The sequence below is a fragment of the Streptomyces sp. NPDC048504 genome (assembly GCF_043200035.1).
Classification (GTDB): Bacteria; Actinomycetota; Actinomycetes; order Streptomycetales; family Streptomycetaceae; genus Streptomyces.
Genome location: NZ_JBICXA010000007.1, coordinates 416,517 through 442,374 on the forward strand (window position 1 = coordinate 416,517; position 25,858 = coordinate 442,374).

Consider the following 25,858-nt stretch of genomic DNA (forward strand, 5'->3'; position numbering starts at 1 on the left):
CTTGGGGGACTTCCTCAGAGATGCGTTGCCGGGGCACGTACAACGGGGAGCTTTGAGCGGCCCTCCCGACGTGCGATGTCCCGGCAGATCGCACACATCACTGGCTCCACCCAGTAGTACGAGGAGTTTTGCTCGTTCTACTCAACGAAGCTCAGCTTCATCGAGCTTCGGCAGTACGCAGTACAGCGATTCAGGCGCTGGTTCTCTAAGACGCCCGGCCGGATCCCGTGGGGGGAATCCGCACCGGGACATGGGAAGGCGCCCTGTACGCCGGCCCGTGGGGGGACCGTCGGCAGGGCGCCTTCTCCCCTCTTTTTTAAGGCTCGGTTCGCCTCCGGGGCGCCAAAGTCGGTGTCGAGAGGCCGACCGTGCTCGACCCTTCGGGCCTCCGCGCGCTCGACCTCTCGACACCGACGCGCCCCTTCGGCTCACTCGCCGCGTTGGGCGAGGGAGTTGAAGGGGCGCGGTCTTGCCATGGTCCGGAGTATTGCAGTGGTGCAGTGCTCCGGAGTTGTTGCTGCGCTGCGGCGCCCTTCCCTTAGGGACGCCGGGCTGCTGCTTTTAGGGGCGCGGGGAACTGCGCGACCAGCCCCCACCGGGCCTGCAGACAAAAACCGGCGGGCCCAGCGGAGCGTCTAGCGACCCTCGACCGGCACGAAGTCGCGCTCGACAACACCCGTGTAGATCTGGCGCGGGCGGCCGATACGGGAGCCGGGCTCCTTGATCATCTCGTGCCACTGGGCGATCCAGCCCGGGAGGCGCCCCAGGGCGAACAGGACCGTGAACATCTCGGTCGGGAAGCCCATCGCCCGGTAGATCAAGCCGGTGTAGAAGTCGACGTTCGGGTAGAGGTTGCGCGAGACGAAGTAGTCGTCCGACAGCGCGTGCTCTTCGAGCTTGAGCGCGATGTCCAGCAGCTCGTCGGACTTGCCGAGGGCCGACAGGACGTCGTGCGCCGCCGCCTTGATGATCTTCGCGCGCGGGTCGAAGGACTTGTACACCCGGTGGCCGAAGCCCATCAGGCGGACGCCGTCCTCCTTGTTCTTCACCTTGCGGATGAAGGAGTCGACATCGCCGCCGTTAGCCTGGATGCCTTCCAGCATCTCCAGGACGGACTGGTTGGCGCCGCCGTGCAGCGGGCCCCACAGCGCGTTGATCCCGGCCGAGATCGAGGCGAACATGTTGGCCTGCGAGGAGCCGACGAGACGGACCGTGGACGTGGAGCAGTTCTGCTCGTGGTCAGCGTGCAGAATCAGCAGCTTGTCGAGCGCGGAGACGACGACCGGGTCGAGGTCGTACTCCTGCGCCGGGACCGAGAAGGTCATCCGCAGGAAGTTCTCGACGTAGCCGAGGTCGTTGCGCGGGTAGACGAACGGATGGCCGATCGACTTCTTGTATGCGTACGCCGCGATCGTCGGGAGCTTGGCGAGCAGCCGGATCGTGGAGAGGTTGCGCTGCTTCTCGTCGAACGGGTTGTGGCTGTCCTGGTAGAAGGTGGACAGCGCCGAGACGACCGACGACAGCATCGCCATCGGGTGGGCGTCGCGCGGGAAGCCCTTGTAGAAGTTCTTGACGTCCTCGTGCAGCAGGGTGTGCTGCGTGATGTCGTTCTTGAACACGGTGAGCTCGTCGACGGTAGGCAGCTCGCCGTTGATGAGCAGGTAGGCGACCTCCACGAAGGTGGAGCGCTCGGCCAGCTGCTCGATCGGGTAGCCGCGGTACCGGAGGATGCCCTGCTCACCGTCGAGGTAGGTGATGGCGGATTTATAGGCGGCGGTGTTCCCGTAACCGCTGTCCAGCGTCACCAGACCGGTCTGGGCGCGGAGCTTCCCGATGTCGAAGCCCTTGTCGCCGACGGTGCTGTCGATCACCGGGTAGGTGTACTCGCCGTCGCCGTACCGCAGTACTACAGAGTTGTCGCTCACGTCATCCCTCACCGACGTTGTGCCTCTTTTTCGAGGTTGCCCTGACTGTCTCTACCATCCCCCATTTGGCGCAGGAGAGTGCACTCGGGGTCGACCATTGGGCCTATCGGCGGCACTCAGTGCCGCCAACCTGCTCATCCTGCCCCGTTCGGCCTTGGTTCCGAAAGCCCCGTGTGACCTTTGTGACTCATTTGATCGATCATTTTCCCACCGTGTTCGGCCAACGAACGAAGGTTGTCGGCCGGGATGTTGTGCCGCGAGGTCGGGCCGTCGACAGGCGGAAAGCCTATCCGTGCAACGGTCGCGCGCGGCTGCCGCCGCTTCCGGGACGCAGGCCGGACGGGGCGCAGGACGAGAGGGAAAACGGCGTTGAAGAACCCCACGCACGCCCCCAAGCTGATGTATCTCCGCGGTGATCCGACGGGGTCCGCCTCCGAGGAGGCAGAAGTTCTTGAGAAGGCCTGCGAGGCGAACGGCATGACGTTCCTGTGCCCTGATCCGGGTGTGCTCGGCCCTCAGCCGCGGTCCCTCCTGGCCGCCACCGCGGCGGCGACAACTTTGTTCGACGAACGCGCGGACACATATGCCTTCGCACGCAGCACGGGCGTCCGAGTGCTGCTGGGCGCGTCGGCCGCCTGGCTGCGTCAGCACCCGAACCGCCCGCCGCCCCTCGCCGCGATGGTCATCTTGGCACCCGTGACAGCGTCCTTGAAGGCGGGAGCGCTGGGTAGGTTCGCGGCCCCGTCCGCCGACGAGCTCTCGGCACTGAGGGTGCCCACCCTGCTGCTCACCGACGCGGACGACCGTACCGGGGCCCGTGACAACGCCGAAGCATTGCACCGCGTGATGCCTGCCTCGATCCTCGTCGAGGAACCCGTCCCTCTCGGGCATGCCGCGTGGGAGCGGGCGGCTGCGTTCTTCTCGGACGCGTCGGGTACGGAGTTCGGGCGAGTACGGGGGCCGCAGCTCGAAGTCGGTTTCCACGAGGCGCGGGAGCTGCGGCTCCTGCCCGATGTCGCGGCGGAGGCGGCGGACATTCTGATGTCCGCGTACGGGCGGCTGAGTCACCCTCGGGACACACACGTCCGCAGAATGGTTGACCATCCGGGCATCCTGGTCTGGGCGCGCAGCGGCGGACGGCTGGTCGGCTGCTCGCACATCAGAGCCGACGGGAAATGGGGGGCCTGCGGCACGGTCCCCGAGTATCGCGGGTACGGCATCGGGTTCCGGCTGGCCCGTCTCGGCCTGCGGCAGCTGCCGGCCCAGTTCGTCGAGGTCGGGCGGAATACTCCTCACGGCCTGCGACTGGTCCTGGGCTGCGGATTCCGCCCCCTGCACGAGGAGTCCGCCGTGCGGGCCGTTCTTCGCTCCGCGGTCCGCCGTGAGATCGAGCCGCTCGGCGTGGACGCGTTGGGATTCGTGTACCGCAGGAAGCGGGAAGGAGGACGGGACACCGGACCGTTACGGCTGTGTCTGCACCACCCCCAGCCCCCGGGCGGGTAAACATGGGAGCCCCGGCCTGTGTCGACCGCCCTGCCGTCCCGCTGCCGTGGCCGAGGCTCACCGTGATCGTGCGGCCTGTGCCGCCACGGTCGCCACCTCGGTGATGTCGCTGTCGGCCAGCTGGGCGAAGAGCTCCTCGCAGTGAACTCGGCGGGCTCGTTTGAGGCGGCGGCCGCCGGTGGACATGCCCGCGCTCGCACGGTGCGGGGCGTCGAGGTGGTTGAGCACGAACGCCGCTCTGGCGAGCGCGAACGTCTCGAAGCCACGCCGCACCAGATCGGCATCGGTGCGCAGGGACGGTGGGCACACGGTGTCCGGAAGCAGGTCGAGATAACGGGTCGCGAGGTTCCGGCATGTGACGAAGTGCCGCTCGTCGACCGGGAGCAGGGCGAAGTCCTCGATGAACTGGGCCACTTCGAACAGCAGAGGAAGCCAGGCCAGCCCTTCCAGGTCGATCGGGGCGACCCATCGGGGTCGCCCCGGGGCTGCCGGGATCAGCCAGTTGTCGGCATGGGCGTCGCGCTGGCCCACCAGAGGGAGGCCTGCCACACCGTCCCAGAGAGCGGCCAGGTCCTGCGGCTGGACCGCACGGCTGAGCGCGTGCAGGTCGTCGCGCATGCGGTGGTGCAGACGCCGTTGGACCTCACTCCCGTCGGCTGCCGGACCGGGGCCCCGCCAGTGGTGGAAGGACGCCAAGGCGTGCAGGACCGGTTCAGCAACGGCCACCATGTCGTGGTGTGTCTCCACGGATCCGACCGCCACCCGGTCGGCGACGAGCGCGCTGACGGGGCGGCCGGACACTCGCTGGAGGACCAGGGCGACCTCCCGTGTGCCGCTGACCCGGGTAGGCGGCAGGGGTACGGTCGCGATCACCTCCGGCACCCTGATCCACGCCTGGTCCTGTGCGGAGGTCCAGCCTGCGAAGCCGGTGAGCAGCTCGCGCTCCGTGTCGGCCCACTGGCGGAGGCGTTCCTTGATGACGACGGCCCTGCTCAGCAGGCGGTGCGGATCGTCGAGGACGTAGACGGCGTCGGTGATCCGGCCGCCCATCCCGAAGCGGGTGAACTCCTCATCGCGGACGACGAGTTCGGCGGCCCGGCGGAGCAGTTCGGCGCGTTCTCCGGCGAGGGCCAGCCGACGTGTCTCGGACATGCCCGGCTCGTCGAGCCACCGTGCGGCACGGTCGCGGTCGGGCTGCGGCAGCGAGGCCAGTTCGGCGAGCTGGAAGAGGGGCCAGGGCCAGTCGGGGGTCAGTCGGGTCGCCTCGTCGGCGCACGCGATCGCATGGCCGAGGTCCTGCTCGGCGCGGCTCAGCGTGAAGAGCATCTGATGCGCCGCGCACGACACCGACCAGTTCTCCCGGCTGAGGGAACCCAGCTCGCGTGCGGCCGACTTGAGCTCGACGGCCAGGCGGAGGTCCGTCGCGTTCCGGCGGTCGCGGCCCTTGCGGTAGTACACGTCGCCGACGAGGCCGAGCAGGTTCGGGCTGTCGTTGCCGCGACGCCTGCTGCGGGCGAAGTGGTCGAGCGCCAGGTCGGCGTGGTCATCGGTTCCCGTGATGCCGTGCAGCCGCATGTGGCACTCGCCGATCCGGCTCTCCAGACCGGCACGCCGGGGGTCGAGAGGTAGTTCAGGAGCCCGCGCGAGCCAGTCGAGGTGGATCTGCCGCGCGCCGGTGGCAGCCGGCTCTTCGGCGGCACCAGTTCCCAAGGGTCGGGACGACTCCCCAAGGGAGTCGAGCACCGCTTCGGCCTCGGTGTCCAGGCCACGGTCGAACCCGGAGTCTCCGTCCAGAGTGCTGTCGAGGCCATCGTCGAGATCATCGATGGCGAGGTCGTCGGCGTCCAGGCCGCCACCCACGTCAAGGCCGACGTCCTCTCCGGCGAGGGCGAGAGCGGGCGTGGGCGCCACGGCCCGCGGCGCGGCCCGGACAGCCGATCCAGCGGTGGCCGCCTCGGTCATCTCGCCGACGGCCTCCTCCGCGTCGGCCAGTTCGGCGGTGGTGTCGTCACCGAGGGTTCGGACGAACAACGCCAGCGCGTCCCGCAGCAGTTGTACCGCCTGCTCGCGGTCCCGCTCGTCCCCGCCCTGGAGCGCCTTGGCAAGGGTGAACGCGGCGACGCCGGCGTGGTGCTGCAACTCGGGGCCGGGGTCGGTGACGTACGACAGGGCGGTCTGGTAGAGCTCGTGGACCCGCTGCACCTCGTCGAGGTCGGTCGAGTCGCCGAAGGAGAGCACGGCAAGCGTCGCGGCATGGCTGGCGACGAACGACAGCCGGGCAGGTCTGCGCAGTCGTGACAGTTGCCGCTCCAGCGCGACGCTGACGGCCATCAGCCGGGAGGCGGCTGCGGGGCGCCCCCGCGCGGAACACAGCAGACGGGCCGCGTGGGCCAGCGCGCCGCTGTGCACGAGTTCGTCCTCGACTGCGGCGAGGCGGTCCAGAAGGGGCTCGACCGTGTCCCAGTCGCCGGCCGCGGAGGCGCGGCGCAGGGCGGCCTCGTCCTCGTGGACGCGCGCCAGGCGCAGCATCCTCGTGACCAGTGGGCGGACCGGCTGCGGCGCGGTCAAGGTGTCACCGGTCAGCCAGCCGACCGCACGGAGATAGGTGAGGGCGTCCTCGACGTCCTCGAGCGCTCTGTCGACGTCCGTGGTCCACAGCCGGTTGCGGGCCCGGTACAGCAGCACGTACGGGTAGGAGGCGGAGTCGATGACGCCCGCGCCGGTGGCGAGGTCGTCGATCGCTTCGTCCAGGCAGCTCTCGGCAGGCGCGTCCTCGGTCGCCGTCACCTGCCGGCCCACATGGACCCGGAACCGTGCCTGGCCCCGAAGCAGGGCAAGAACCGGGTCGGGGCAGGCCCGGGTGGTGGCGGGCCGTTCCAAGGCCGTTTCATAGGCGGTGACGCTGCGCTCGAACTCGCCGAGGGCGCCGCTCCGGTCAGCGGTGCCGAGCAGATGGACACCCCACCGGAAGGCCACATCCCCTTCGGCAACGGCCAGTTCCCTGGCCTGGTGTTCCAGATCGGCGGCGAGGTCGAGCAGGTCCTCCGCCTCGCCGAGCAGTTCGGCTGCGAGCGCTGTCGCCAGGTTCTCGTCGCCCGATCTCACAGGTGAGGGGCCGGTGCGCCCCCGGCTCAGCAGCAGGTCGAAGCGGCGCACCTTCACTTCGAGGTGGTAGCGGAAATGCTCGGCTGTCGTGTCGTCGTACTTCTGTGACAGCGCCAACTGGTTGTCCGCGTATTCCAGGCGATTGAGTGCGTCGGCGTCCCTTCGCGCCAGAATCAGGCTCGCGACGCCACGAATTCCGTGAAATATCTTCAGTTTGGCGGCGGGGAAAGGAACCAGGGGCAGCGCTCCCTCGATCACCTCGCCCTCGGTCAGCACCGCCCGGAAGATCCGGCGCGCCACCTCGTACCCCTCCTCCTGGGGACCTTCGTTGAGCTTGTCCATGGCCATCCGGTAGAGGGTTCCGGCGAGCCGGAAATGGACCTCGAACCAGGTCTTGTCCCGTGAGAACTTCGCGAAGGCGGCCCGCAGTGAGACATCCGCTCGATCAGGGTGGATCTCGAGAGCACGGTGCACGAGGAGGAGGACTGCCAGGTCGGCCGGTTCCAGCTTCAGCCGCTTGTGGTCCAGCACCGCCTTCCAGGCTGTTCCGACCGAGTCCGCGGCGGTCGCCGGATCCAGCAACGCCTCCAGCGGGACGGGGGCTATTCGTGCGGCGGTCGCGGAGCGGACTTCCTCGTCGCACGGCAGACCGTATTCCTCGAGCACGTCGAACGGCCAGGCGGGACGACAGGCTATCGGGCTCTCACCCATGGCTGACAAACGATCTCCATCGACGCGTTTGATGTTCGCCCCAGAATGGCAGTCTGCCCAGTATGCGGCTCGTACAGGCCACGAGGGAATCGCACTCACACAGAGCGATGGGGCGCCCATGAAGATCTCCGAAGTGACCCCTTTTTTGACCGGACTTGTCGCTGCCCTGATCGCCCTTGTCGGGTACTGGATCACGCAGCACCAGAAACGGCGAGAGCGCCGGGCTGAGGTCTTCGCCTCCGCGCTGGAGGCAATCCGCGAGTACGAGCAGACCCCGTATCTGATCCGGCGCAGGGAAGGGCCCGACGCAGCCACACGCGCCCGTATTTCCGAGTCGTTGAGTGCCAGTGCCGCCCGGCGCCGCTACTACGAGGCGGTGCTCTGCCTGGATTCACCGGTAGTCGCCGAGTCGTACAAGGTCCTGCAACGGCGCACGAGGAAGCAGGTCGGCCCTTATCGCTCGAATGCCTGGAAGGCTCCCGTCATCAGCAGGGACGAGGAGTTCCCCGGCTCGGCGTACTACCCGTACGACAGCGATGAGGAATGGGACCTGTGTCTGTTGGCCATGCGCAGTGAACTCTCCGCTTTCGCCGCGCTGCGACGCCGGGGCACTCGTCGTCGGCTTGCCGCCCTTGTCGCCTCACGGACCCCCTGAGCCAACCACCCAGGGCGGACAGCCCGTTCACCAATGACGCTTCGCAGCCGAACTCAGCCCGAGACCCGTCCCTCGGCCAGCCTGAAATCCAGTGCCGTACACCGTCGGCCCGCCGACACCGTGCGCACGGCCTGGCCGATCGCCTTGCGCGATCCGACCAGCACAACCAGCTGTTTGGCCCGGGTGACGGCCGTATACAACAGGTTCCGCTGAAGCATGGTCCACGCGCTCGTGGTGACCGGGATCACGACGGCCGGGTACTCGCTGCCCTGGGAGCGGTGGATGGTCACCGCGTACGCGTGCGCCAGCTCGTCCAGTTCATCGAATTCGTACGGAACCTCCTCGTCCTCGTCCGTCAGCACCGTGAGGCGCTGGTCCACCGGGTCGAGTGAGGTGACGACGCCGACCGTGCCGTTGAAGACGCCGTTCTCGCCCTTCTCGTAGTTGTTGCGGATCTGGGTGACCTTGTCGCCGACGCGGAAGACCCGGCCGCCGAACCGCTTCTCGGGGACGTCGGGGCGGCCGGGCGTGATCGCCTGTTGGAGCAGGCCGTTGAGGTTGCCCGCGCCCGCCGGTCCCCGGTGCATGGGCGCGAGTACCTGCACGTCCCGGCGCGGGTCGAGCCCGAACTTGGCCGGAATCCGCCGGGCCGCCACGTCCACGGTGAGCCGGCCCGCCTCCTCCGTGTCGTCCTCGACGAAGAGGAAGAAGTCCTTCATGCCGTCGGTGACCGGGTGTTGGCCGGAGTTGATCCGGTGCGCGTTCGTCACCACGCCCGACTGCTGGGCCTGGCGGAACACGCGCGTGAGGCGCACGGCGGGGATCGGACCGCCGTCGGCCAGCAGGTCGCGCAGCACCTCGCCGGCGCCGACGCTGGGGAGCTGGTCCACGTCTCCCACGAAGAGGATGTGGGCCCCTGGGGGCACGGCTTTGACGAGTTTGTTGGCGAGGAGGAGGTCGAGCATGGAGGCCTCGTCGACCACGACCAGGTCGGCGTCCAGCGGGCGGTCCTTGTCGTAGGCCGCGTCGCCGCCGGGCTTGAGTTCCAGGAGGCGGTGGACGGTTGAGGCTTCGGCGCCGGTGAGTTCGGCCAGGCGTTTGGCGGCACGGCCGGTGGGGGCGGCGAGGACGACCTTGGCCTTCTTGGCGCGGGCCAGCTCGACGATGGAGCGGACCGTGAAGGATTTGCCGCAGCCGGGGCCGCCGGTGAGGACGGCGACCCTTTTCGTGAGGGCGAGCTTGACGGCGGCCTCTTGTTCGGGCGCGAGTTCTACGCCCGTACGGCTCTTGAGCCAGGCCAGCGCCTTGTCCCAGGCCACGTCGTGGAACCCGGGCATGCGGTCCGCGTCCGCGTGCAGGAGGCGGCGGAGCTGGGCGGCGAGGGAGAGTTCGGCGCGGTGGAAGGGGACGAGGTAGACGGCGGTGACGGGGTCGGGGCTGCCGTCGGGACCGGGGACTTTTTCGCGTACGACACCGGGGTCGCCCGACTCCTCGTCCGGGAGGGCGAGTTCGGCCAGGCACTCGATGACGAGGCCGGTGTCGACCTGGAGGAGTTTGACCGCGTCGGCGATCAGGCGCTCTTCGGGGAGGTAGCAGTTGCCCTGGTCGGTGGCCTGGGAGAGGGCGTACTGCAGCCCCGCCTTGACGCGCTCCGGACTGTCATGGGGAATCCCGACGGACTGGGCGATCCTGTCGGCGGTGAGGAAGCCGATGCCCCAGACGTCGGAGGCGAGGCGGTACGGCTGGTTCTTCACTATCGAGATCGACGCGTCGCCGTACTTCTTGTAGATGCGCACCGCGATCGACGTGGACACCTCGACGGTCTGGAGGAAGAGCATGACCTCCTTGATCGCCTTCTGCTCCTCCCAGGCCTCGGCGATCTTCTTGGTGCGTTTGGGGCCGAGCCCGGGAACCTCGATGAGGCGCTTGGGCTCGTCCTCGATGATCTGCAGGGTGTCCAGGCCGAAGTGCTGGGTGATGCGGTCGGCGAAGACGGGGCCGATGCCTTTGACGAGGCCTGAGCCGAGGTAGCGGCGGATGCCCTGGATGGTGGCGGGGAGGAGAGTTGTGTAGTTCTCCACGGTGAACTGCTTGCCGTATTGGGGATGCGAGCCCCAGCGGCCTTCCATGCGGAGGGATTCGCCGGCCTGGGCGCCTAGCAGCGCGCCTACGACGGTGAGGAGGTCTCCGCCGCCTCGACCTGTGTCTACGCGGGCGACCGTGTAGCCGTTCTCCTCGTTGGCGTAGGTGATCCGCTCCAGGACACCTTCGAGGACGGCGAGGTGTCGCTCGCCGGTGGGGGTCCCCGGTTTTGCCGCCTGGTTGGACATGGGTCGACGGTACCGGGCGGGTGTGACAGTGGGGGTGGGGCTTCTTCCGGTACCTCGGCATCCTGCCGTCTTCCAGGGCTGGTGCCGCTATGCCAAGGTTGCCGTAGCGCCCTTGGAGTCCAGGGGCGCTCAGCCGTCTGTCCGAGCCGCTGGAGGGTTCTTGATGTCCGTCGCCCCGCTGTGGGACGAGCTCACCGAGCGGTTGCTTCCGGTCTTCACCACTTACCGCAGCCACCTCGCTGATCTTCCTGTCGAGGTCAAGGCGGACACCACTCTCCTCACGGAGGCGGACGTCGCGGTGCAGCGGATCATCGTCGACGCGATCCGGGCCACGGAACCCGACGCCGCGATCATCGCCGAGGAGGACGAGCGGCAGGGACCTCGGGAAGAGGTGGCGCGTGCCGGCGGCCGGGTGTGGGTGATCGATCCCATCGACGGAACGGCGGAGTTCGTCCAGGAGAAACGGGTCGAGTTCTGTTCGGTGGTCTGTCTGCTGGAGGACTGGCAGCCGGTGTCCGCCTTCGTCCTCGCACCGGAACTCGGTTCGGGCGGCACGCCTCTGGTCGTGACCGGGGACGCGCGTGGGCGCCGTCTCACTCTCGACGGCGCCACTGTCGAGCCTCCCTCCGATCCCCGCGAGGACCGATGGCTCTCCGCCACTCGCAGTGCCGGGGCCCCTCCTCGGGACTTCGACCGAGCGGCCGAGGAAACGGGCTTCCTGCTGAAGACCCGTACGACGTCCCAGACGCTCGACATGGTCCGCGCGGCTATCGACCTCAGTGGTCGAACGGCCCCCTCGCTGCCCCCGTTCGAACTGTTCTGGCGGCGCAGGCAGAAGGTGTGGGACGGGATCGCGGGCCTCTGCCTCGGCACGGCGGCGGGCCTGCGTCACTGTGCCGAGGACGGCGAACCGCTCCCCCTCACCCCGTCCTTCTTCAGCCAGGCCGAGCCGGTCTTCGCCTCGACGGTCATGGGGCGGCCGGATGTCATCTCCTGGTTCCTAGGCACACCCCACTGACGACGCGAAGCGGCCGGTCGATGACACAGCGGAACACCGACGTCCTGTTGGACGTCACGTCCTTCATCAGCGCGGAGGATTTCCTGCTGGCCCAGAACAGGGCCGAGCAGCCCGCCGATCCCTTCGCAAGGCAGTGCTTCGTGGAGATCGTGCAGTCACTCATCTTCATGTCCCGGGTCCACGTGGCCCACCCGATCCTGCCGACCCCAGGCCCGGAGGACTTCGGAGAACGTCCGCTGCTCCTGCGTGAACTCATGCGGACCGGTCTGACCCATGCCCTGCAGGCCGACACCGGCCAGCAGCGACGCACAGCGGACCTGGTGGACGCCGCGCTTCTCGACCTCCAGAGCGTGCACGGCATCACCAGCATGGCGCGCTTCGTCGAGCAGGCGTTCACGATCGACCGCACCAGCGCCGGATCACAGACTTCGCTGTCCGGCCGGCTGCGGGACTGGAGCGCGTTCCAGGAACAGAAGGTCCGCAACAGCAGTGGTCATCACTCCGACCGCATACCCACCCGCGACGGGGTGGAGGAGGACGGCTTCGGGGACTGGGCCCGCGCTGCGGCAGTCATCCTCGCCGGACCGCTGCGTGACATCACGGCGCCCGGCCAGGGGAAGTACCTCATGGCCACACTGGCCAGAGGCATGAAGTACCAAGCCCGGGCAGAAGCAGCCGAGATCACCTACCAGTCGCATCCTCTCCGCAGGGACTTCTCCCTGACATTCGATCTCACACTCGACGGCGCGGGCGACGCCGCCGTGCTCGACATCATCCAGGCGGTACGCGGCATCCACGACACCCTCAGCCGCGCGGCCCGCCAGGGCGACGCCCATCGGCTACGCCTTCTCGAACTCGAACTGCCCCTGCTGGGCGGCAGGCTGTGGGAGCCCGGCGAGACCGGTCGACTCGACGACAGACGCTGGATCGCCCTCATCGTCCAGCGCATACACGAGTACCGCGAGCGAGCCGCAGACCTTCGTCACGCCGTCGAACGCTGCGTCACCGACGAGGACCAGTTACGGCTCGCCCGAGACATCGAAGGAGTGAAGCACCAGCTCCTCGATCGGCTGGGCCTGCGCAGGGCCGAAATGTCCGCCGTAGAGCAGGAGTTGGTCAACTCCGTGGCATCCGTCACGCAGGTGGCGACGGGCGTCCCGGCCGTCAGTGGGCTGTGGTTCGGAGCACGGACGCTGGGCAAGCAGTTCACGTTCGTGGGGGCACAGCCGTTCCAGCGCTTCCTGTACAAGGAATTCATCAGCGCGTGGAAGCGGGCGGGCCGCTGACGGGAAGATCAGCGGCGGGGTTGCGGCTTCAGGGCTTCGACGAAGGCGGTGAAGGCGGGGGCGGTGACTGTGAGGGTGGCGTGGTTCGGGACCTTGGAGTCCCTGACGGCTATGTGCAGGTGGCGACGGGCAATCTCCACGCAGGCATCACCCTGGCCGCCCCCGGAATACGACGACTTCTGCCAATTGTCAGGGGTGATCATGCGGTCACAGCTCCTTCGCCAGCCTGTGGATGAAGTCACGCGAACGCTGGGGTTCGAGGGACACCGCCTCCACCCTACGGAAGAGGGTTCGGTAGCGGTTGAGCTGGGCCTCGGAGTCAATGAAAACGGGGCCGTTGGGGCCGTCGCGTACCACGGTGTCCAACTGTGGGACGGCGCCGCCCGCGTACACCATGGCACTTCCGGCCCCGCCGAAACCGTTCAGATCGAAGGGGATGACGCGCACGGTGACGTGTTCGGCTTCGGAGAGTTCCAGGACACGGGTGAGTTGGGCCCGCGCCGCGATCTGGTCACCGACCCGGATGCGCAGGGCCGCCTCGTGGATCAACGTCTCGTACGGGATCGGATTGGGGCGCTCGATGATGACTCTGCGCTTCATCCGGTGTTCCACCCAGCTCTCCACCTCGCTCTTCGGGAACTCCGGGTTCACGTAGGAGAAGAGGGCTCGGGCGTAGTCCTCGGTCTGCAGAAGTCCCGGGATGTGCAGGAAGTCCACGTCCCATCGGTAGCAGGCGTGATGTTCCAACTCGGCGAGGTCGAGGAACGGTGTGGGCAGCGAACCTCGGTACTCCTCCCACCAGCCGCGTGTCCTGTCGGTCGCCATCGCGACCAGGGCGTCGATGAACTCCTCATCCGTGGCTACATAGTTGGCCGCCAAACGGCGCAGCCGCTTTTCACTGACGCCGGCTAGGGCCGCCTCGATCTGACTGATCTGCGCGGAGCTCACTCCAAGCAGTGCCGCCCCTTCGCGGGCCGCGAGACCTGCCGCGTCGCGGAGTCTGCGCAACTCGATCGCCAGGCGCATCTGACGTGCCGTTGGCTCGCGCCTCAGTGCCACGACTACCCCTCCCAACGCGCCGGTGGGCGCGACTCGTTCAGGGGTCAGATTACGCGACCGGCTTGCGAAACTTAAAATGCTAGGTCTACCGTCGGTGACGCGACGCACACGCTGCGGCAATCCCGGGACACCGGAAGCGCACCACTCCGTCCTGCCAGGACGGCTGCGGCAAGCCACCGCCCGCGCCACCCCGTAGTCCTCCGAAATCCCCACCACCGAAACGGAGTTGACGCATGCCCGAAAACCCACCCGTGCCCTGGGAGTACTGCCTCTACATCCCAAACGACCTTCGTGCCGTCACAGTCAGCCGCCGCACCCTGCGCCTGATCCTCACCGTGCACGGTCTGATCCGGCTGGCCGACACCGCCGAGCTTCTCGCGACGGAGCTGATCGCCAACGCCGTACTGCACGCGAAGGGGCCCGCCGCCCTGCGCGTGAACTGGGCGGCGGGAGTACTGCGGCTCGGGGCCTGGGATGCCGATCCCGAACCGCCGGAGCCGCCACGGCCGTTGGAGGAACTCGGCGACGCGGAGGACGGCCGCGGCCTCGCGCTGGTCCGGGCCTGCGATCAGTGGGGCTGGCAGCCGCTTTCCCGGAACGGCAGCCGGGGGAAGCTCGTGTGGTGCGAGCTCGCTGCGGCTTGAGGTGATGTTCCGCCGGAACTACCGGACAGGGCAGGGCAGTTCGGGCTTCGAACGGTTCGGGGAGCACGTCACCAGGGACAGGGACAGATACGAGGGGCGTTCGAGATAGAAGCCGAGCGAGACGTCAGACCCTGACTCCAGACGCTCGGCAGCGGAGTTCACGAGGCATCCGCAGTTCGTCCGCCGAGACCCCTTCCGGTCCTCGTGGTCAGCAAGCTACGGACGGTTACACACCCGCCACAAGGGCGGCCCCGCTCCAGTCACGAAGTCGCACAGAACCGTAAGCACAAGTCACGGAAAGAAGGTCCCTGACCGGCCCCTACAGGGGCTGATCACGTGACCGATGCATGACCGACAGAGGCCAGGAGCGGACAGAAACCGGACCGGGTCCGTCGGCCGGAGCGAGCCCAATGGGTTCACGGTCTTCCCCAGCCGGAGTATGCCTTGGATCATTGATCGATCACCGAGCGGAGGGGGCCGATCCAAGGTGAGCGAGACGAGCGAGACGGAGCTGCGCGAGGCTGCCGCCGCGCTGCGAAGGACGGCGGAGCGCGCGGCCAAGCCTCATGCCCGGGGCGCCTGGATCGACTCCACGTGGCACAACGTGGGCACTGGGCTCGCCATGGCCGCGACCACGGTCGCCACGGTCCTGCCCGGCGGTTACTCGACCTGGACCCGCAGCGCCACCGGCCTGGCCACGTTCCTGATCGCCTTCCTCCGGGCGATGGACTTCGGTACGCGCTGGCGCTGGCACCGCAGCATGCGGGCCGGCCTCCTTGGGCTCGTCGACCGCGTGGACGGAGTCGCCGTTCTCCCGCCCGAGCAACGCGCCGAGGAACTCCACCGGCTGCACGGGGAACTGGCGCGTATCCGCGCACAGGACGCCGCCATCCCCGGAACCGGGGCCTTCGCGCCCGCCGGTGACAGCCCTTCCCCGGGCGGGCCCGTCCCGCCGGCCAGATAGCGAACCGGGTCACCGGTTCAGGCACGGACCATCACGATCCGGTCTCAGGGTCTTGTTTACTCCCGTGTAATCGATTCCAATCCTCCATGTAATCGATTCCACAAGGAGGTGGAACGGCGATGGCGAGCATCAAGGACGTCGCCGCCGGGGCCGGGGTTTCCGTGGCCACGGTGTCGCGGGTGCTGAATGACCATCCGTCGGTCAGTGACGACGCGCGTGCCCGCGTGCTGGCCGCCGTAGAGGCGCTGGGTTATCGCCCTAACGCCGTCGCCCGTTCGCTGCGTACCGATCAGACCCGCACCCTCGGGCTGGTCATCAGCGACGTGCTCAACCCGTACTTCACCGAGCTGGCCCGTTCCGTCGAGGAAGAAGCCCGCGCCCTCGGGTACAGCGTCATCATCGGCAACGCCGACGAGCGGCCGGAGCTGCAGGACCACCATGTGCGGACGCTGCTGGACCGTCGTATCGACGGACTGCTCGTGTCCCCCACCGACGGCGGCTCCCCCGGGATGCTGGACGCCGCGCGCGCGGGGACCCCGATGGTGTTCGTGGACCGGTGGATCCCGGGCCTGGACGTGCCCGTCGTGCGGGCCGACGGGCGGGCCGCGATCCGGGATCTCGTCGCGCATCTGCACGGGCTCGGGCATCGCAGGCTCGCCATCATCGGCGGCCCCGCCGCCACCACCACCGGCAGTGAGCGCGTCGCGGCCTTCCGGGACGCGCTGGCCGAGTACGGGATTCCCCTCCCCGACGTCTACATCGGGCAGGGCGACTTCCAGGCCGAGAGCGGGCGGCGGGTGACCGAAGGGTTTCTCGATCTGGCCGAGCCGCCCGAGGTCGTGTTCGCCGCCGACAACCTGATGGCCCTGGGTGCCCTGGACGCCGTACGCGCGCGTGGGCTGCGGGTTCCGGAGGATCTCGCGCTGGCCGCGTTCGACGACATCCGGTGGTTCGTGCACACCGATCCGCCGATCACCGCGATCGCTCAGCCGACCGGTGACCTCGGCCGGGCCGCCGTTCGCGCGCTCGTCGACCGGATCGAGGGGCGGGCTCCGCAGTCCGTCACCCTCCCTGCCCGGCTCGTCGTGCGCCGCTCGTGCGGTGAGCCGGACTCCGCGCAACCCACTGTTGGAACCGCCCCGGTTCAACCTGTTCGAAGGAGCCAGTCGTGAGCAACCAGGACGAGTTGCTGCGCATCGAGGGCATCCGCAAGACCTTCCCCGGTGTCGTCGCGCTGGACGGCGTCGACTTCGATCTGCGCCGGGGTGAGGTCCATGTGCTGCTCGGTGAGAACGGCGCGGGCAAGAGCACCCTCATCAAGATGCTCTCCGGGGCCTACCGCCCCGACGGCGGCCGCATCCTGGCCGCCGGCGAGGAGGTGCGCATCCACAGTGCGCAGGACTCCGCGCGGCTCGGGATCGCCACCATCTACCAGGAGTTCAACCTCGTTCCCGATCTGACGGTCGCCGAGAACATCTTTCTGGGGCGGCAGCCGCGTCGGCTCGGGATGATCGACCGGAAGCGGATGGAGGCCGATGCCGCCGTCCTGCTGGAGCGGGTGGGTGTGAACGTCTCGCCGCGCGCTCGGGTGCGTGAACTCGGTATCGCTCGGCTCCAGATGGTCGAGATCGCGAAGGCGCTCAGCCTCAACGCGCGCGTGCTGATCATGGACGAGCCGACCGCCGTGCTCACCTCGGAAGAGGTCGAGAAGCTGTTCGCGATCGTGCGTCAACTGCGCGCGGACGGGGTCGGGATCGTCTTCATCACCCATCATCTTGAGGAGATCGCCGCCCTCGGGGACCGGGTCACCGTCATTCGGGACGGGCGGTCCGTTGGGCAGGTGCCTGCCTCCACCCCGGAGGACGAGCTCGTACGGCTCATGGTGGGGCGGTCGATCGAGCAGCAGTATCCGCGTGAACGGCCGGACGCCGGCGCCGCGTTGCTCTCCGTCGAGGGGCTCACCCGGGACGGGGTCTTCCACGACATCAGCTTCGAGGTGCGGGCCGGTGAGGTCGTCGGCATCGCCGGGCTCGTCGGGGCCGGTCGTACCGAAGTCGTACGGGCTGTCTTCGGGGCCGACCCGTACGACCAGGGGGCCGTCACCGCCTCCGGTGGACTCGTCCCCAAGCATGACGTCAACGCGGCCATGGCTGCCGGGATCGGGCTCGTGCCCGAGGACCGCAAGGGCCAGGGGCTCGTGCTCGACCAGTCCGTGCAGGAGAACCTCGGGCTCGTCACCATGCGGGCCGCGACCCACGGCGGGCTCGTCGACCTCAAGGGGCAGCGCGCGGCCGCCGCGCGGATCGCCAAGCAGCTGGGCGTACGGATGGCCGGACTCGGCCAGCAGGTACGGACGTTGTCCGGCGGCAACCAGCAGAAGGTCGTCATCGGCAAGTGGCTGCTCGCCGACACCAAGGTGCTGATCCTCGACGAGCCGACGCGCGGCATCGATGTCGGCGCCAAGGTCGAGATCTATCAGCTGATCAATCAGCTCACCGCCGGTGGTGCCGCCGTCCTCATGATCTCCAGTGATCTGCCCGAAGTTCTCGGCATGAGCGACCGGGTGCTGGTCATGGCCCAGGGGCGCATCGCGGGCGAACTCTCCGCCGAACAGGCCACGCAGGACTCCGTGATGGCACTCGCCGTCAGCACACCCGGCACATCAACCGAAGCGACTACCGCTCAAGCAACTACCGCTGTGGAGGGCCACCGTGGCCACTGACACGCTCAAGAGCACGCCGGGCGCGAGTGGCGCCTCGGGGATCCGCCGACTGCTCCTGGACAACGGGGCGTTGACCGCGCTCATCGTCCTGGTCATCGCCATGTCGGCGCTGTCCGGCGACTTCCTGACCACCGACAATCTCCTCAACGTCGGTGTCCAGGCGGCCGTGACCGCCATCCTCGCCTTCGGCGTCACCTTCGTGATCGTCTCGGCGGGCATCGACCTGTCGGTCGGTTCGGTCGCGGCCCTCTCGGCCACCGTGCTGGCCTGGAGCGCCACGCAGCACGGCGTCCCGGTCTTCCTCGCCGTCGTCCTCGCGATCGCCACCGGCATCGCCGCCGGCCTGGTCAACGGTTTCCTCATCGCCTACGGCAAACTGCCGCCGTTCATCGCGACGTTGGCGATGCTGTCCGTGGCGCGCGGGCTGTCGCTGGTGATCTCGCAGGGCTCCCCGATCGCCTTCCCGGACTCGGTCTCGCACCTCGGTGACACGCTCGGCGGCTGGCTGCCGGTGCCGGTCCTGGTGATGATCGTGATGGGGCTCATCGCGGCCTTCATCCTCGGGCGGACCTACATCGGCCGGTCCATGTACGCGATCGGCGGCAACGAAGAGGCCGCACGCCTCTCGGGGCTGCGCGTCTCCAAGCAGAAGCTCGCGATCTACGCCCTGTCCGGTGTCTTCGCCGCCGCCGCGGGCATCGTCCTCGCCTCCCGGCTCTCCTCCGCGCAGCCGCAGGCCGCCGACGGTTACGAGCTGGACGCGATCGCCGCGGTCGTCATCGGCGGCGCCTCCCTCGCGGGCGGCACCGGCAAGGCGTCCGGCACGCTCATCGGCGCGCTGATCCTCGCGGTGCTGCGCAACGGCCTCAACCTCCTTTCCGTGTCCGCCTTTTGGCAGCAGGTCGTCATCGGCGTCGTGATCGCGCTGGCGGTCCTGCTGGACACCGTGCGCCGCAAGGCGGGCGCAACTCCCGCCTCCGGTGCGGGCGGTGGCGGTGGCAGCAAGGGCAAGCAGGCGACCACGTACGCGCTCGCGGCCGTCGTCACCATCGCGATCGTCGGTGCCACCTCCTTCCTGCACAACGACTCCTCCACGACGTCGAAGCCCAAGCTCGGTCTGTCGCTCTCCACGCTCAACAACCCGTTCTTCGTGCAGATCCGGTCGGGCGCGCAGGCCGAGGCGAAGAAGCTGGGCCTGGACCTGACCGTCACGGACGCGCAGAACGACGCCTCCCAGCAGGCCAACCAGCTCCAGAACTTCACCAGTTCCGACTACGGCGCGATCATCGTCAACCCGGTGGACTCGGACGCGGCGAGCAACTCCGTGAAGGCCGCCGACAAGGCGAAGATCCCGGTCATCGCCGTCGACCGGGGCGTCAACAAAGCGGCCGTGGACACGCTCGTCGCCTCCGACAACGTCGTGGGCGGTGAACTCGCCGCCAAGACCGTCGCCGAGAAGCTGGGCGGCACCGGCAAGATCGTCATCCTCCAGGGCCAGGCGGGCACGTCGGCGGCGCGCGAGCGGGCGGAGGGCTTCGCCAAGGGACTGAAGGCCTACCCCGGCATCCAGGTCGTCGCCCAGCAGCCGGCCGACTTCGACCGCACCAAGGGCCTCGACGTGATGTCGAACCTGCTCCAGGCCCACCCCGACGTCCAGGGCGTCATCGCCGCCAACGACGAGATGGCCCTCGGCGCGATCAAGGCGCTCGGCTCCAAGGCCGGCAAGTCGGTCTCGGTCGTCGGCTTCGACGGCACGCCGGACGGCCTGACCGCCGTCAAGCAGGGCACGCTGTACGCGTCCGTGGCGCAACAGCCCAGCCAACTCGGCAGGATTGCCGTGGACAACGCGCTGCGCGCGGCTCAGGGCAAGAAGGTCGAGTCGACGGTCAAGGTGCCGGTCAAGGTCGTCACCAAGGAGAATGTGGCTGGGTTCACCGGCTGACGAGGACCGGTCCACCACTCCAAGTCACCACCGTGGGGAGTCAATTGATGTACGACTACGACCTCCTGGTCGTGGGATCGGCCAACGCCGACCTCGTGATCGGCGTCGAGCGGCGGCCGGGCGCCGGCGAGACGGTCCTCGGTTCCGACCTGACCGTCCACCCCGGCGGCAAGGGCGCCAACCAGGCGGTCGCCGCCGCCCGGCTGGGAGCCCGTACGGTCCTGCTGGCCCGGGTCGGCGACGACGCGCACGGCCGGCTGCTGCTCGACTCGCAGCGGGCCGCCGGGGTCGACACAGTGGGCGTCCTGGTCAGCGGCGCGCCGACCGGGGTCGCGCTGATCACGGTCGACCCGTCCGGCGACAACAGCATCGTGGTGTCGCCCGGCGCCAACGGAAAGCTGTTCCCCGTGGACATCCAGGCCGCCGGGTGCCTCTTCCAGGCCGCCCGGGTGGTCTCCGTACAGCTGGAGATCCCGCTGGAGACGGTCGTGGAAGTCGTACGGAATCTCGCGGACGGCAGCCGCTTCGTGCTGAACCCGTCGCCGCCCCGGCCCCTCCCGGCCGAAGTCCTCGCCGCCTGCGACCCGTTGATCGTCAACGAGCACGAGGCGAAGGTGATCCTCGGGGACGCGTGTGTGAGCGAGCGGCCCGAGGACTGGGCGCGGATCCTGCTGGCGAAGGGGCCGCGTTCGGTGGTCGTGACGCTGGGCGCGGAGGGTGCTCTGGTGGCGTCCAAGGACGGGGTCACGCGGGTGCCGTCCGTGAAGGTGGACGCCGTGGACACGACGGGCGCGGGCGACGCGTTCACCGCGGCGCTGGCCTGGAAGCTGGGTGCGGGGCTGTCGTTGGCCGAGGCCGCGGAGTACGCGGCCAGGGTCGGGGCGGTGGCCGTCACCAAGAAGGGTGCCCAGGACTCCTTCCCCACTGCGGACGAGGTCGCCGCACTGTGAAGAAGGCAGGGATTCTCAACCGTCATCTCTCCGGCGCGCTGGCCGAGTTGGGGCACGGCGACGGGGTGCTGGTGTGCGACGCCGGGATGCCGATCCCCCAGGGTCCCCGGGTGGTGGACCTGGCGTTCCGCGCCGGGGTGCCGTCGTTCGAGGAAGTGCTGGACGGGCTGCTGGCCGAGCTGGTGGTGGAGGGCGCCACGGCGGCGAGCGAGGTGCGCGGCGCGAATCGAGCGGCCACGGCCCTGCTCGACGCCCGCTTCCCCGACGGCCTGGACCTCGTCTCCCACGAGCGGCTCAAGGAACTGTCGGCGGACGCGCGGCTGATCGTACGCACGGGCGAGGCACGGCCGTACGCGAACGTGCTGCTGCGGTGCGGGGTGTTCTTCTAGAGACCATAAATTCGAGGAGGCCCAGTCCGTCGACCAGGCCCCCTCGGGTTTTCCCCTCCAGCATCAGAACCCCCGCGATCCCCCCAGATCCCCCTCCAAGAGTCCTGATGCCAAGTAAGACCGGCGGACTGCGGGAAGGGTTGTACGCCGTCTTGAGAAATCTTCAAGACGGCTTCCGGGTGCCGACGAAACGGGTCAGACGTAGCGTTTCGGCATGACCGAAGACTCTGCTACGACCTTCCACGACGACATCCTCGACGAGCTGGGCGACGCCAAGGTCCAGGAGATCGCGGGCCTGCTGGGGACGGACGAGGCGGGCGCGAGGGAGGTCGTGGGGACGACGGCCTCGGCGCTGTCCGGCGAGGCGGCGGCCGCGGAGCCCCCGACGATCGAGACGCCTCCGGAGGCTCCGCTCCAGGGCGTGGCCACGCTGGGCGGTTTCGCGACCGGCGGGCTCATGGCCGGGGTGCTGGCGAAGGCGGCCAGGCCGGTGGCGAACGCGGTGGCCAAGAAGACGGGGCTGCCGCCGGCGACCGTCGCGCGGGTCGTCGAGATGCTGATCCCGGCCGTGCTCGCGGTGCTCACGAAGCGGGCGGCAAAGAAGAAGTAACCCGTGCGGTGCGGGTATTGGACGGCCGGTACGGCATACTCCTGACCTCCTGCCCCACCCCGGATCGAACGGGGTGGGGCAGGGCTCAGGGGTGTGTCAGCGCGGGGCGGTCGACGTCAGCGGACGGTGACCGAGACACCCTTGGACACAGCGGCGCCGTCCTTGACGCGCAGGACCTGGACGCCCTTCTTCTGGAACTTGTCGGTCAGCTTGTAGGCGCTGTGGTTGACCTTGGCGGTCACCGGCAGCGACTTCCACGTCGCACCGGTCTTGACCTGCAGCGTGACCTTGCTGCCTTCCTTCAGACCGGTGGTCTTGCCGGTGAAGGTCACCACGTCGCCGAGCTTCACGGCGGCGTGGTTGGCCTTGAGGGTGATGGTCGCGGGCGCCGGGGCGGGCGCGGCGACGGCGGAGGTGGCGCCGACGGCGACGAGGGCCGCGGAGACGACGGAGACGGCGGCGATACGCACGTTCACAGATAACTCCTTGTTTTGTTTCTCGAATTACTTCTCTTATGCACCTCTCAGGCTTCTCTCATACAAGAGAAAGCCCGGAAGACCGCGTTTCCGGGCTTTCTCCCGGCCCCGCGGCGAGCACGATCCTACAGACATGACCTGGGGAGATACGGTTCCGAAAAGCTCCGAAAAACCTAAATCGACAGGCTGGTCACAGGAATGACGCGCACCGCACGGACCCTGATCTGCATTTATAAAAACGAGCTGTGTGAAGGTGACTCTCACATTCCGCCTACCGGATCACGTGCTCCACGAACCGCGCCGCCGTCTCCGCCAGCACCTCGCGTCCGTCCCGCGCCCACAGGCCGTCGTTGAACAGCTCGACCTCGATGGAACCGGTGTAGCCCGCCGCCTCGACGTACGACAGCCACTCCCGCATGTCGATCGCGCCGTCCCCGATCTGCCCGCGGCCGTTGAGCACGCCCTCGGGCAACGGGGTGGTCCAGTCGGCGAGTTGGAAGGTGTGGATACGGCCGCCCGCGCCCGCCCGGGCGATCTGCTCGGGCGCCCGGTCGTCCCACCAGATGTGGTACGTGTCGACCGTGACGCCGACCTGCTGGGCGGGGAAGCGCTCGGCGAGGTCGAGGGCCTGGGTGAGCGTCGAGACCACGCAGCGGTCGGAGGCGAACATGGGGTGCAGCGGCTCGATGGCCAGCCGCACGCCCCGCTCCTCGGCGTAGGGCCCCAGCTCCCCCAGCGCGTCGGCGATCCGCTCCCGCGCGCCGTGCAGGTCCTTGGAACCGGCGGGGAGACCACCGGACACCAGGACCAGGGTGTCCGTGCCCAGGGTGGCGGCCTCGTCCACGGCCCGGCGGTTGTCGTCGAGGGCGCGGGCGCGCTCGTCCGGGTCGATCGCCGTGAGGAAGCCGCCCCTGCACAACGTTGTCACCGTGAGCCCCGCGCCGCGGACCAGCTTCGCGGTCTCCTCCACGCCGTACGACTGGACGGGCTCGCGCCAGAGGCCGACGCCGGGGACGCCCAACTCCAGGCAGGCGTCGACCAGTTCGGGCATCGACAGTTGCTTGACCGTCATCTGGTTGATGGAGAAGCGCGCCAACTCGGGATTACTCACTGGGTCACTCCGTACAGGGCGAGCAGGTTCTTCATCCGTTCCTCCGCCAGCTTCGGGTCGGGGAACAGGCCCAGGCCGTCGGCGAGTTCGTAGGCGCGGGCGAAGTGCGGGAGGGAGCGGGCCGACTGGAGGCCGCCGACCATCGTGAAGTGTGATTGGTGGCCCGCGAGCCAGGCCAGGAACACCACGCCCGTCTTGTAGAAGCGGGTCGGCGTCTGGAACAGGTGGCGGGACAACTCGACGGTGGGGTCGAGGAGTTCACGGAATCCGGCCGTGTTCCCGGTGTCCAGGACGCGGACCGCCTCCGCCGCCAGCGGGCCGAGCGGGTCGAAGATGCCGAGCAGGGCGTGGCTGAAGCCCTGGTCGTCGCCCGCGATCAGCTCGGGGTAGTTGAAGTCGTCGCCGGTGTAGCAGCGCACGCCCTGCGGCAGCCGGCGCCGGATGTCGATCTCCCGCTGAGCCTCCAGGAGCGACACCTTGATGCCGTCGACCTTGTCGGGGTGCGCGGCGATGACTTCGAGGAACGTGCCGGTGGCCGCGTCGAGGTCCGGCGAACCCCAGTAACCCTCCAGCGCCGGGTCGAACATCGGGCCCAGCCAGTGCAGGACGACCGGTTCGGACGCCTGGCGGAGCAGGTAGCCGTAGACCTCCAGGTAGTCCTCGGGGCCCTTCGCCACGGCCGCGAGCGCGCGGGACGCCATCAGGATGGCCTGCGCGCCCGACGCCTCCACGAGCGCCAACTGCTCCTCGTACGCGGCCTGTACGTCGGCCAGGGACTTCGGGTCGGTGAGCTGGTCGGTGCCGACGCCGCAGGCGATCCGGCCGCCGACCGCCTTGGCCTCGGCGGCACTGCGGCGGATCAGCTCGGCCGCGCCCGCCCAGTCCAGGCCCATGCCGCGCTGGGCGGTGTCCATCGCCTCGGCGACACCGAGCCCGTGCGACCACAGGTGGCGGCGGAAGGCGAGGGTGGCGTCCCAGTCGACGGCGGCGGGCGAGTCGGGGCTCGTGTCGGCGAAGGGATCGGCGACGACGTGCGCCGCCGAGAACACCGTACGAGAGGTGAAGGGGGTGCCGGAGGCCACGGCGAGGGGTTCGGGCCGGGGTTCGTAGGCTCGCAACCCGCCCTTGGAGTCCGGGAGTTGGATGGTCACAGGGTGATCTCCGGTACGTCGAAACGGCGGCCCTCGGCGGACGACTTCAGGCCCAGCTCGGCGAGCTGGACACCGCGGGCGCCGGCCAGGAGGTCCCAGTGGTAGGGGGCGTCGGCGTAGACGTGGCGGAGGAACAGCTCCCACTGCGCCTTGAAGCCGTTGTCGAAGTCGGTGTTGTCGGGGACTTCCTGCCACTGGTCGCGGAAGACCTCGGTGGCGGGGAGGTCCGGGTTCCAGACCGGCTTGGGGGTGGAACTGCGGTGCTGGGCTCGGCAGTTGCGCAGGCCCGCGACCGCCGAGCCCTCGGTGCCGTCGACCTGGAACTCGACGAGTTCGTCGCGATTGACGCGGACGGCCCAGGAGGAGTTGATCTGGGCGATGGCGCCGCTGTCGAGTTCGAAGATGCCGTAGGCGGCGTCGTCGGCGGTGGCGTCGTAGGGCTTGCCGTTCTCGTCCCAGCGCTGCGGGATGTGGGTCGTCGCGATGGCCTGGACGGACTTCACGCGGCCGAACAGCTCGTGGAGGACGTACTCCCAGTGCGGGAACATGTCGACGACGATGCCGCCGCCGTCCTCCGAGCGGTAGTTCCACGACGGGCGCTGGGCACTCTGCCAGTCGCCCTCGAAGACCCAGTAGCCGAACTCGCCCCGGACGGACAGGATCCGGCCGAAGAAGCCGCCGTCGATGAGCCGCTTGAGCTTCAGCAGGCCCGGCAGGAACAGCTTGTCCTGGACGACGCCGTGCTTGATGCCGGCGGCCTCGGCGAGGCGGGCCAGCTCCAGCGCACCCTCGAAGTCGGTGGCCGTCGGCTTCTCGGTGTAGATGTGCTTCCCGGCCGCGATCGCCTTCTTGAGCGCCTCCTCGCGGGCCGAGGTGACCTGGGCGTCGAAGTAGATCTCGACGGTCGGGTCGGCGAGGACCGCGTCGACGTCCGTGGAGACGTTCTCCGGGTCCAGCCCGTGCTGCTCGGCAAGCGCCTTCAGCGCGTGCTCGCGGCGGCCGACGAGGATCGGTTCCGGCCACAGCACCGTACCGTCGCCGAGGTCTAGACCACCCTGCTCGCGCAGTGCGAGGATCGAGCGGACGAGGTGCTGTCGGTAGCCCATGCGCCCGGTCACGCCGTTCATGGCGATACGCACCGTCTTGCGTGTCACGTGTTTCCCTTCGTCCGCATGCGTCTCACCGCATGTCTCAGCGCATGTCTCAGCGCATGTCCCGATTGCAGCAAGCGCTTTCTATATATGCAGAAGCTAGCCTTTGCCCACTGGTCTGTACAAGACCGTGATGGGGTCGAGTTGTTCGAGGGG

Annotated in this window: 21 protein-coding genes; 12 read left to right on the top strand and 9 right to left on the bottom strand. The window is 68.7% G+C overall.

The window, feature by feature from the left end; all coding sequences use genetic code 11:
* Positions 1–635: 635 nt before the first annotated feature.
* Complete coding sequence (locus tag ACGFY9_RS20250; protein ID WP_033287238.1) at positions 636–1,925, bottom strand: citrate synthase; 1,290 nt, start codon at positions 1,923–1,925, stop codon at positions 636–638.
* Between the two features lie 369 nt (positions 1,926–2,294).
* Between ACGFY9_RS20250 and ACGFY9_RS20255 the strand changes: the two genes are divergently transcribed.
* Positions 2,295–3,428 (top strand): hypothetical protein, encoded by a 1,134-nt coding sequence (locus tag ACGFY9_RS20255; protein ID WP_393755832.1) that lies wholly within the window; start codon positions 2,295–2,297, stop codon positions 3,426–3,428.
* Positions 3,429–3,485: 57 nt separating this feature from the next.
* Here ACGFY9_RS20255 and ACGFY9_RS20260 read toward each other — a convergent pair whose 3' ends face one another.
* Positions 3,486–7,199, bottom strand: a complete 3,714-nt coding sequence (locus ACGFY9_RS20260) for a hypothetical protein (RefSeq protein ID WP_393755833.1) — start codon at positions 7,197–7,199, stop codon at positions 3,486–3,488.
* A 163-nt stretch (positions 7,200–7,362) separates the two neighbouring features.
* Between ACGFY9_RS20260 and ACGFY9_RS20265 the strand changes: the two genes are divergently transcribed.
* Positions 7,363–7,899 carry a hypothetical protein gene (locus tag ACGFY9_RS20265; RefSeq protein WP_393755834.1) on the top strand — a complete coding sequence of 179 codons (537 nt, stop codon included), beginning with the start codon at positions 7,363–7,365 and terminating at the stop codon, positions 7,897–7,899.
* A 53-nt stretch (positions 7,900–7,952) separates the two neighbouring features.
* Here ACGFY9_RS20265 and ACGFY9_RS20270 read toward each other — a convergent pair whose 3' ends face one another.
* Positions 7,953–10,229 carry an ATP-dependent RecD-like DNA helicase gene (locus ACGFY9_RS20270; protein ID WP_393755835.1) on the bottom strand — a complete coding sequence of 759 codons (2,277 nt, stop codon included), beginning with the start codon at positions 10,227–10,229 and terminating at the stop codon, positions 7,953–7,955.
* A gap of 163 nt (positions 10,230–10,392) precedes the next feature.
* On the opposite strand from ACGFY9_RS20270, the gene ACGFY9_RS20275 reads away from it, so the two are divergent.
* The gene (locus tag ACGFY9_RS20275; RefSeq protein WP_393755836.1) at positions 10,393–11,247 is read left to right on the top strand and encodes an inositol monophosphatase family protein; all 855 of its coding nucleotides are present in this window, start codon (positions 10,393–10,395) and stop codon (positions 11,245–11,247) included.
* 20 nt (positions 11,248–11,267) lie between these two features.
* On the top strand, positions 11,268–12,533 hold the full coding sequence (locus ACGFY9_RS20280) for a hypothetical protein (RefSeq protein WP_393755837.1): 1,266 nt from the start codon (positions 11,268–11,270) through the stop codon (positions 12,531–12,533).
* A gap of 8 nt (positions 12,534–12,541) precedes the next feature.
* Here the strand turns inward: ACGFY9_RS20280 and ACGFY9_RS20285 are convergent, their stop codons facing one another.
* Both ACGFY9_RS20285 and ACGFY9_RS20290 read right to left on the bottom strand, forming a co-directional pair.
* On the bottom strand, positions 12,542–12,736 hold the full coding sequence (locus ACGFY9_RS20285) for a DUF397 domain-containing protein (RefSeq protein ID WP_393755838.1): 195 nt from the start codon (positions 12,734–12,736) through the stop codon (positions 12,542–12,544).
* Positions 12,737–12,740: 4 nt separating this feature from the next.
* Complete coding sequence (locus ACGFY9_RS20290) at positions 12,741–13,592, bottom strand: helix-turn-helix domain-containing protein (protein WP_393755839.1); 852 nt, start codon at positions 13,590–13,592, stop codon at positions 12,741–12,743.
* 233 nt (positions 13,593–13,825) lie between these two features.
* On the opposite strand from ACGFY9_RS20290, the gene ACGFY9_RS20295 reads away from it, so the two are divergent.
* The 8 genes from ACGFY9_RS20295 (at position 13,826) to ACGFY9_RS20330 (ending at position 21,813) form a co-directional block, all read left to right on the top strand.
* The gene (locus ACGFY9_RS20295) at positions 13,826–14,236 is read left to right on the top strand and encodes an ATP-binding protein (RefSeq protein ID WP_393755840.1); all 411 of its coding nucleotides are present in this window, start codon (positions 13,826–13,828) and stop codon (positions 14,234–14,236) included.
* Between the two features lie 487 nt (positions 14,237–14,723).
* Complete coding sequence (locus ACGFY9_RS20300) at positions 14,724–15,200, top strand: hypothetical protein (RefSeq protein WP_393755841.1); 477 nt, start codon at positions 14,724–14,726, stop codon at positions 15,198–15,200.
* 119 nt (positions 15,201–15,319) lie between these two features.
* Positions 15,320–16,372, top strand: a complete 1,053-nt coding sequence (locus tag ACGFY9_RS20305; RefSeq protein ID WP_393755842.1) for a LacI family DNA-binding transcriptional regulator — start codon at positions 15,320–15,322, stop codon at positions 16,370–16,372.
* The gene (locus ACGFY9_RS20310) at positions 16,369–17,922 is read left to right on the top strand and encodes a sugar ABC transporter ATP-binding protein (protein ID WP_393755843.1); all 1,554 of its coding nucleotides are present in this window, start codon (positions 16,369–16,371) and stop codon (positions 17,920–17,922) included. The genes ACGFY9_RS20305 and ACGFY9_RS20310 overlap by 4 nt, the downstream gene beginning before the upstream one ends.
* Positions 17,912–19,864 carry a substrate-binding domain-containing protein gene (locus ACGFY9_RS20315; protein WP_393755845.1) on the top strand — a complete coding sequence of 651 codons (1,953 nt, stop codon included), beginning with the start codon at positions 17,912–17,914 and terminating at the stop codon, positions 19,862–19,864. Before ACGFY9_RS20310 ends, ACGFY9_RS20315 begins: the two co-directional genes overlap by 11 nt.
* A 47-nt stretch (positions 19,865–19,911) precedes the next feature.
* Positions 19,912–20,814 carry a ribokinase gene (locus ACGFY9_RS20320; protein ID WP_393755846.1) on the top strand — a complete coding sequence of 301 codons (903 nt, stop codon included), beginning with the start codon at positions 19,912–19,914 and terminating at the stop codon, positions 20,812–20,814.
* The gene (rbsD, locus tag ACGFY9_RS20325) at positions 20,811–21,203 is read left to right on the top strand and encodes a D-ribose pyranase (protein WP_393755847.1); all 393 of its coding nucleotides are present in this window, start codon (positions 20,811–20,813) and stop codon (positions 21,201–21,203) included. Before ACGFY9_RS20320 ends, rbsD begins: the two co-directional genes overlap by 4 nt.
* Before the next feature lie 214 nt (positions 21,204–21,417).
* A complete protein-coding gene (locus tag ACGFY9_RS20330) occupies positions 21,418–21,813 on the top strand; it encodes a DUF937 domain-containing protein (protein ID WP_393755848.1) in 396 nt (131 codons plus the stop codon).
* Positions 21,814–21,929: 116 nt separating this feature from the next.
* Here ACGFY9_RS20330 and ACGFY9_RS20335 read toward each other — a convergent pair whose 3' ends face one another.
* The 4 genes from ACGFY9_RS20335 to ACGFY9_RS20350 all read right to left on the bottom strand — a co-directional run bounded on the left by ACGFY9_RS20335 (position 21,930) and on the right by ACGFY9_RS20350 (position 25,705).
* Positions 21,930–22,289 carry a hypothetical protein gene (locus ACGFY9_RS20335; protein ID WP_393755850.1) on the bottom strand — a complete coding sequence of 120 codons (360 nt, stop codon included), beginning with the start codon at positions 22,287–22,289 and terminating at the stop codon, positions 21,930–21,932.
* Positions 22,290–22,560: 271 nt separating this feature from the next.
* Entirely contained in the window at positions 22,561–23,361 is an 801-nt protein-coding gene (locus ACGFY9_RS20340; protein WP_393755973.1) for a sugar phosphate isomerase/epimerase family protein, read from the bottom strand.
* Positions 23,362–23,396: 35 nt separating this feature from the next.
* On the bottom strand, positions 23,397–24,551 hold the full coding sequence (locus ACGFY9_RS20345) for a dihydrodipicolinate synthase family protein (protein ID WP_393755851.1): 1,155 nt from the start codon (positions 24,549–24,551) through the stop codon (positions 23,397–23,399).
* Positions 24,548–25,705 (bottom strand): Gfo/Idh/MocA family protein, encoded by a 1,158-nt coding sequence (locus tag ACGFY9_RS20350; protein WP_393755852.1) that lies wholly within the window; start codon positions 25,703–25,705, stop codon positions 24,548–24,550. The genes ACGFY9_RS20345 and ACGFY9_RS20350 overlap by 4 nt, the downstream gene beginning before the upstream one ends.
* Between the last annotated feature and the right edge of the window lie 153 nt (positions 25,706–25,858).

Excerpts from the sequence above, each read along its gene's own strand:
- ACGFY9_RS20265 (WP_393755834.1), top strand. The coding sequence starts at position 7,363 with ATGAAGATCTCCGAAGTGACCCCTTTTTTGACCGGACTTGTCGCTGCC.
- ACGFY9_RS20270 (WP_393755835.1), bottom strand. The coding sequence starts at position 10,229 with ATGTCCAACCAGGCGGCAAAACCGGGGACCCCCACCGGCGAGCGACAC.
- ACGFY9_RS20275 (WP_393755836.1), top strand. The coding sequence starts at position 10,393 with ATGTCCGTCGCCCCGCTGTGGGACGAGCTCACCGAGCGGTTGCTTCCG.
- ACGFY9_RS20280 (WP_393755837.1), top strand. The coding sequence starts at position 11,268 with ATGACACAGCGGAACACCGACGTCCTGTTGGACGTCACGTCCTTCATC.
- ACGFY9_RS20285 (WP_393755838.1), bottom strand. The coding sequence starts at position 12,736 with ATGATCACCCCTGACAATTGGCAGAAGTCGTCGTATTCCGGGGGCGGC.
- ACGFY9_RS20295 (WP_393755840.1), top strand. The coding sequence starts at position 13,826 with ATGCCCGAAAACCCACCCGTGCCCTGGGAGTACTGCCTCTACATCCCA.
- ACGFY9_RS20305 (WP_393755842.1), top strand. The coding sequence starts at position 15,320 with ATGGCGAGCATCAAGGACGTCGCCGCCGGGGCCGGGGTTTCCGTGGCC.
- ACGFY9_RS20320 (WP_393755846.1), top strand. The coding sequence starts at position 19,912 with ATGTACGACTACGACCTCCTGGTCGTGGGATCGGCCAACGCCGACCTC.
- ACGFY9_RS20330 (WP_393755848.1), top strand. The coding sequence starts at position 21,418 with ATGACCGAAGACTCTGCTACGACCTTCCACGACGACATCCTCGACGAG.
- ACGFY9_RS20340 (WP_393755973.1), bottom strand. The coding sequence starts at position 23,361 with ATGACGGTCAAGCAACTGTCGATGCCCGAACTGGTCGACGCCTGCCTG.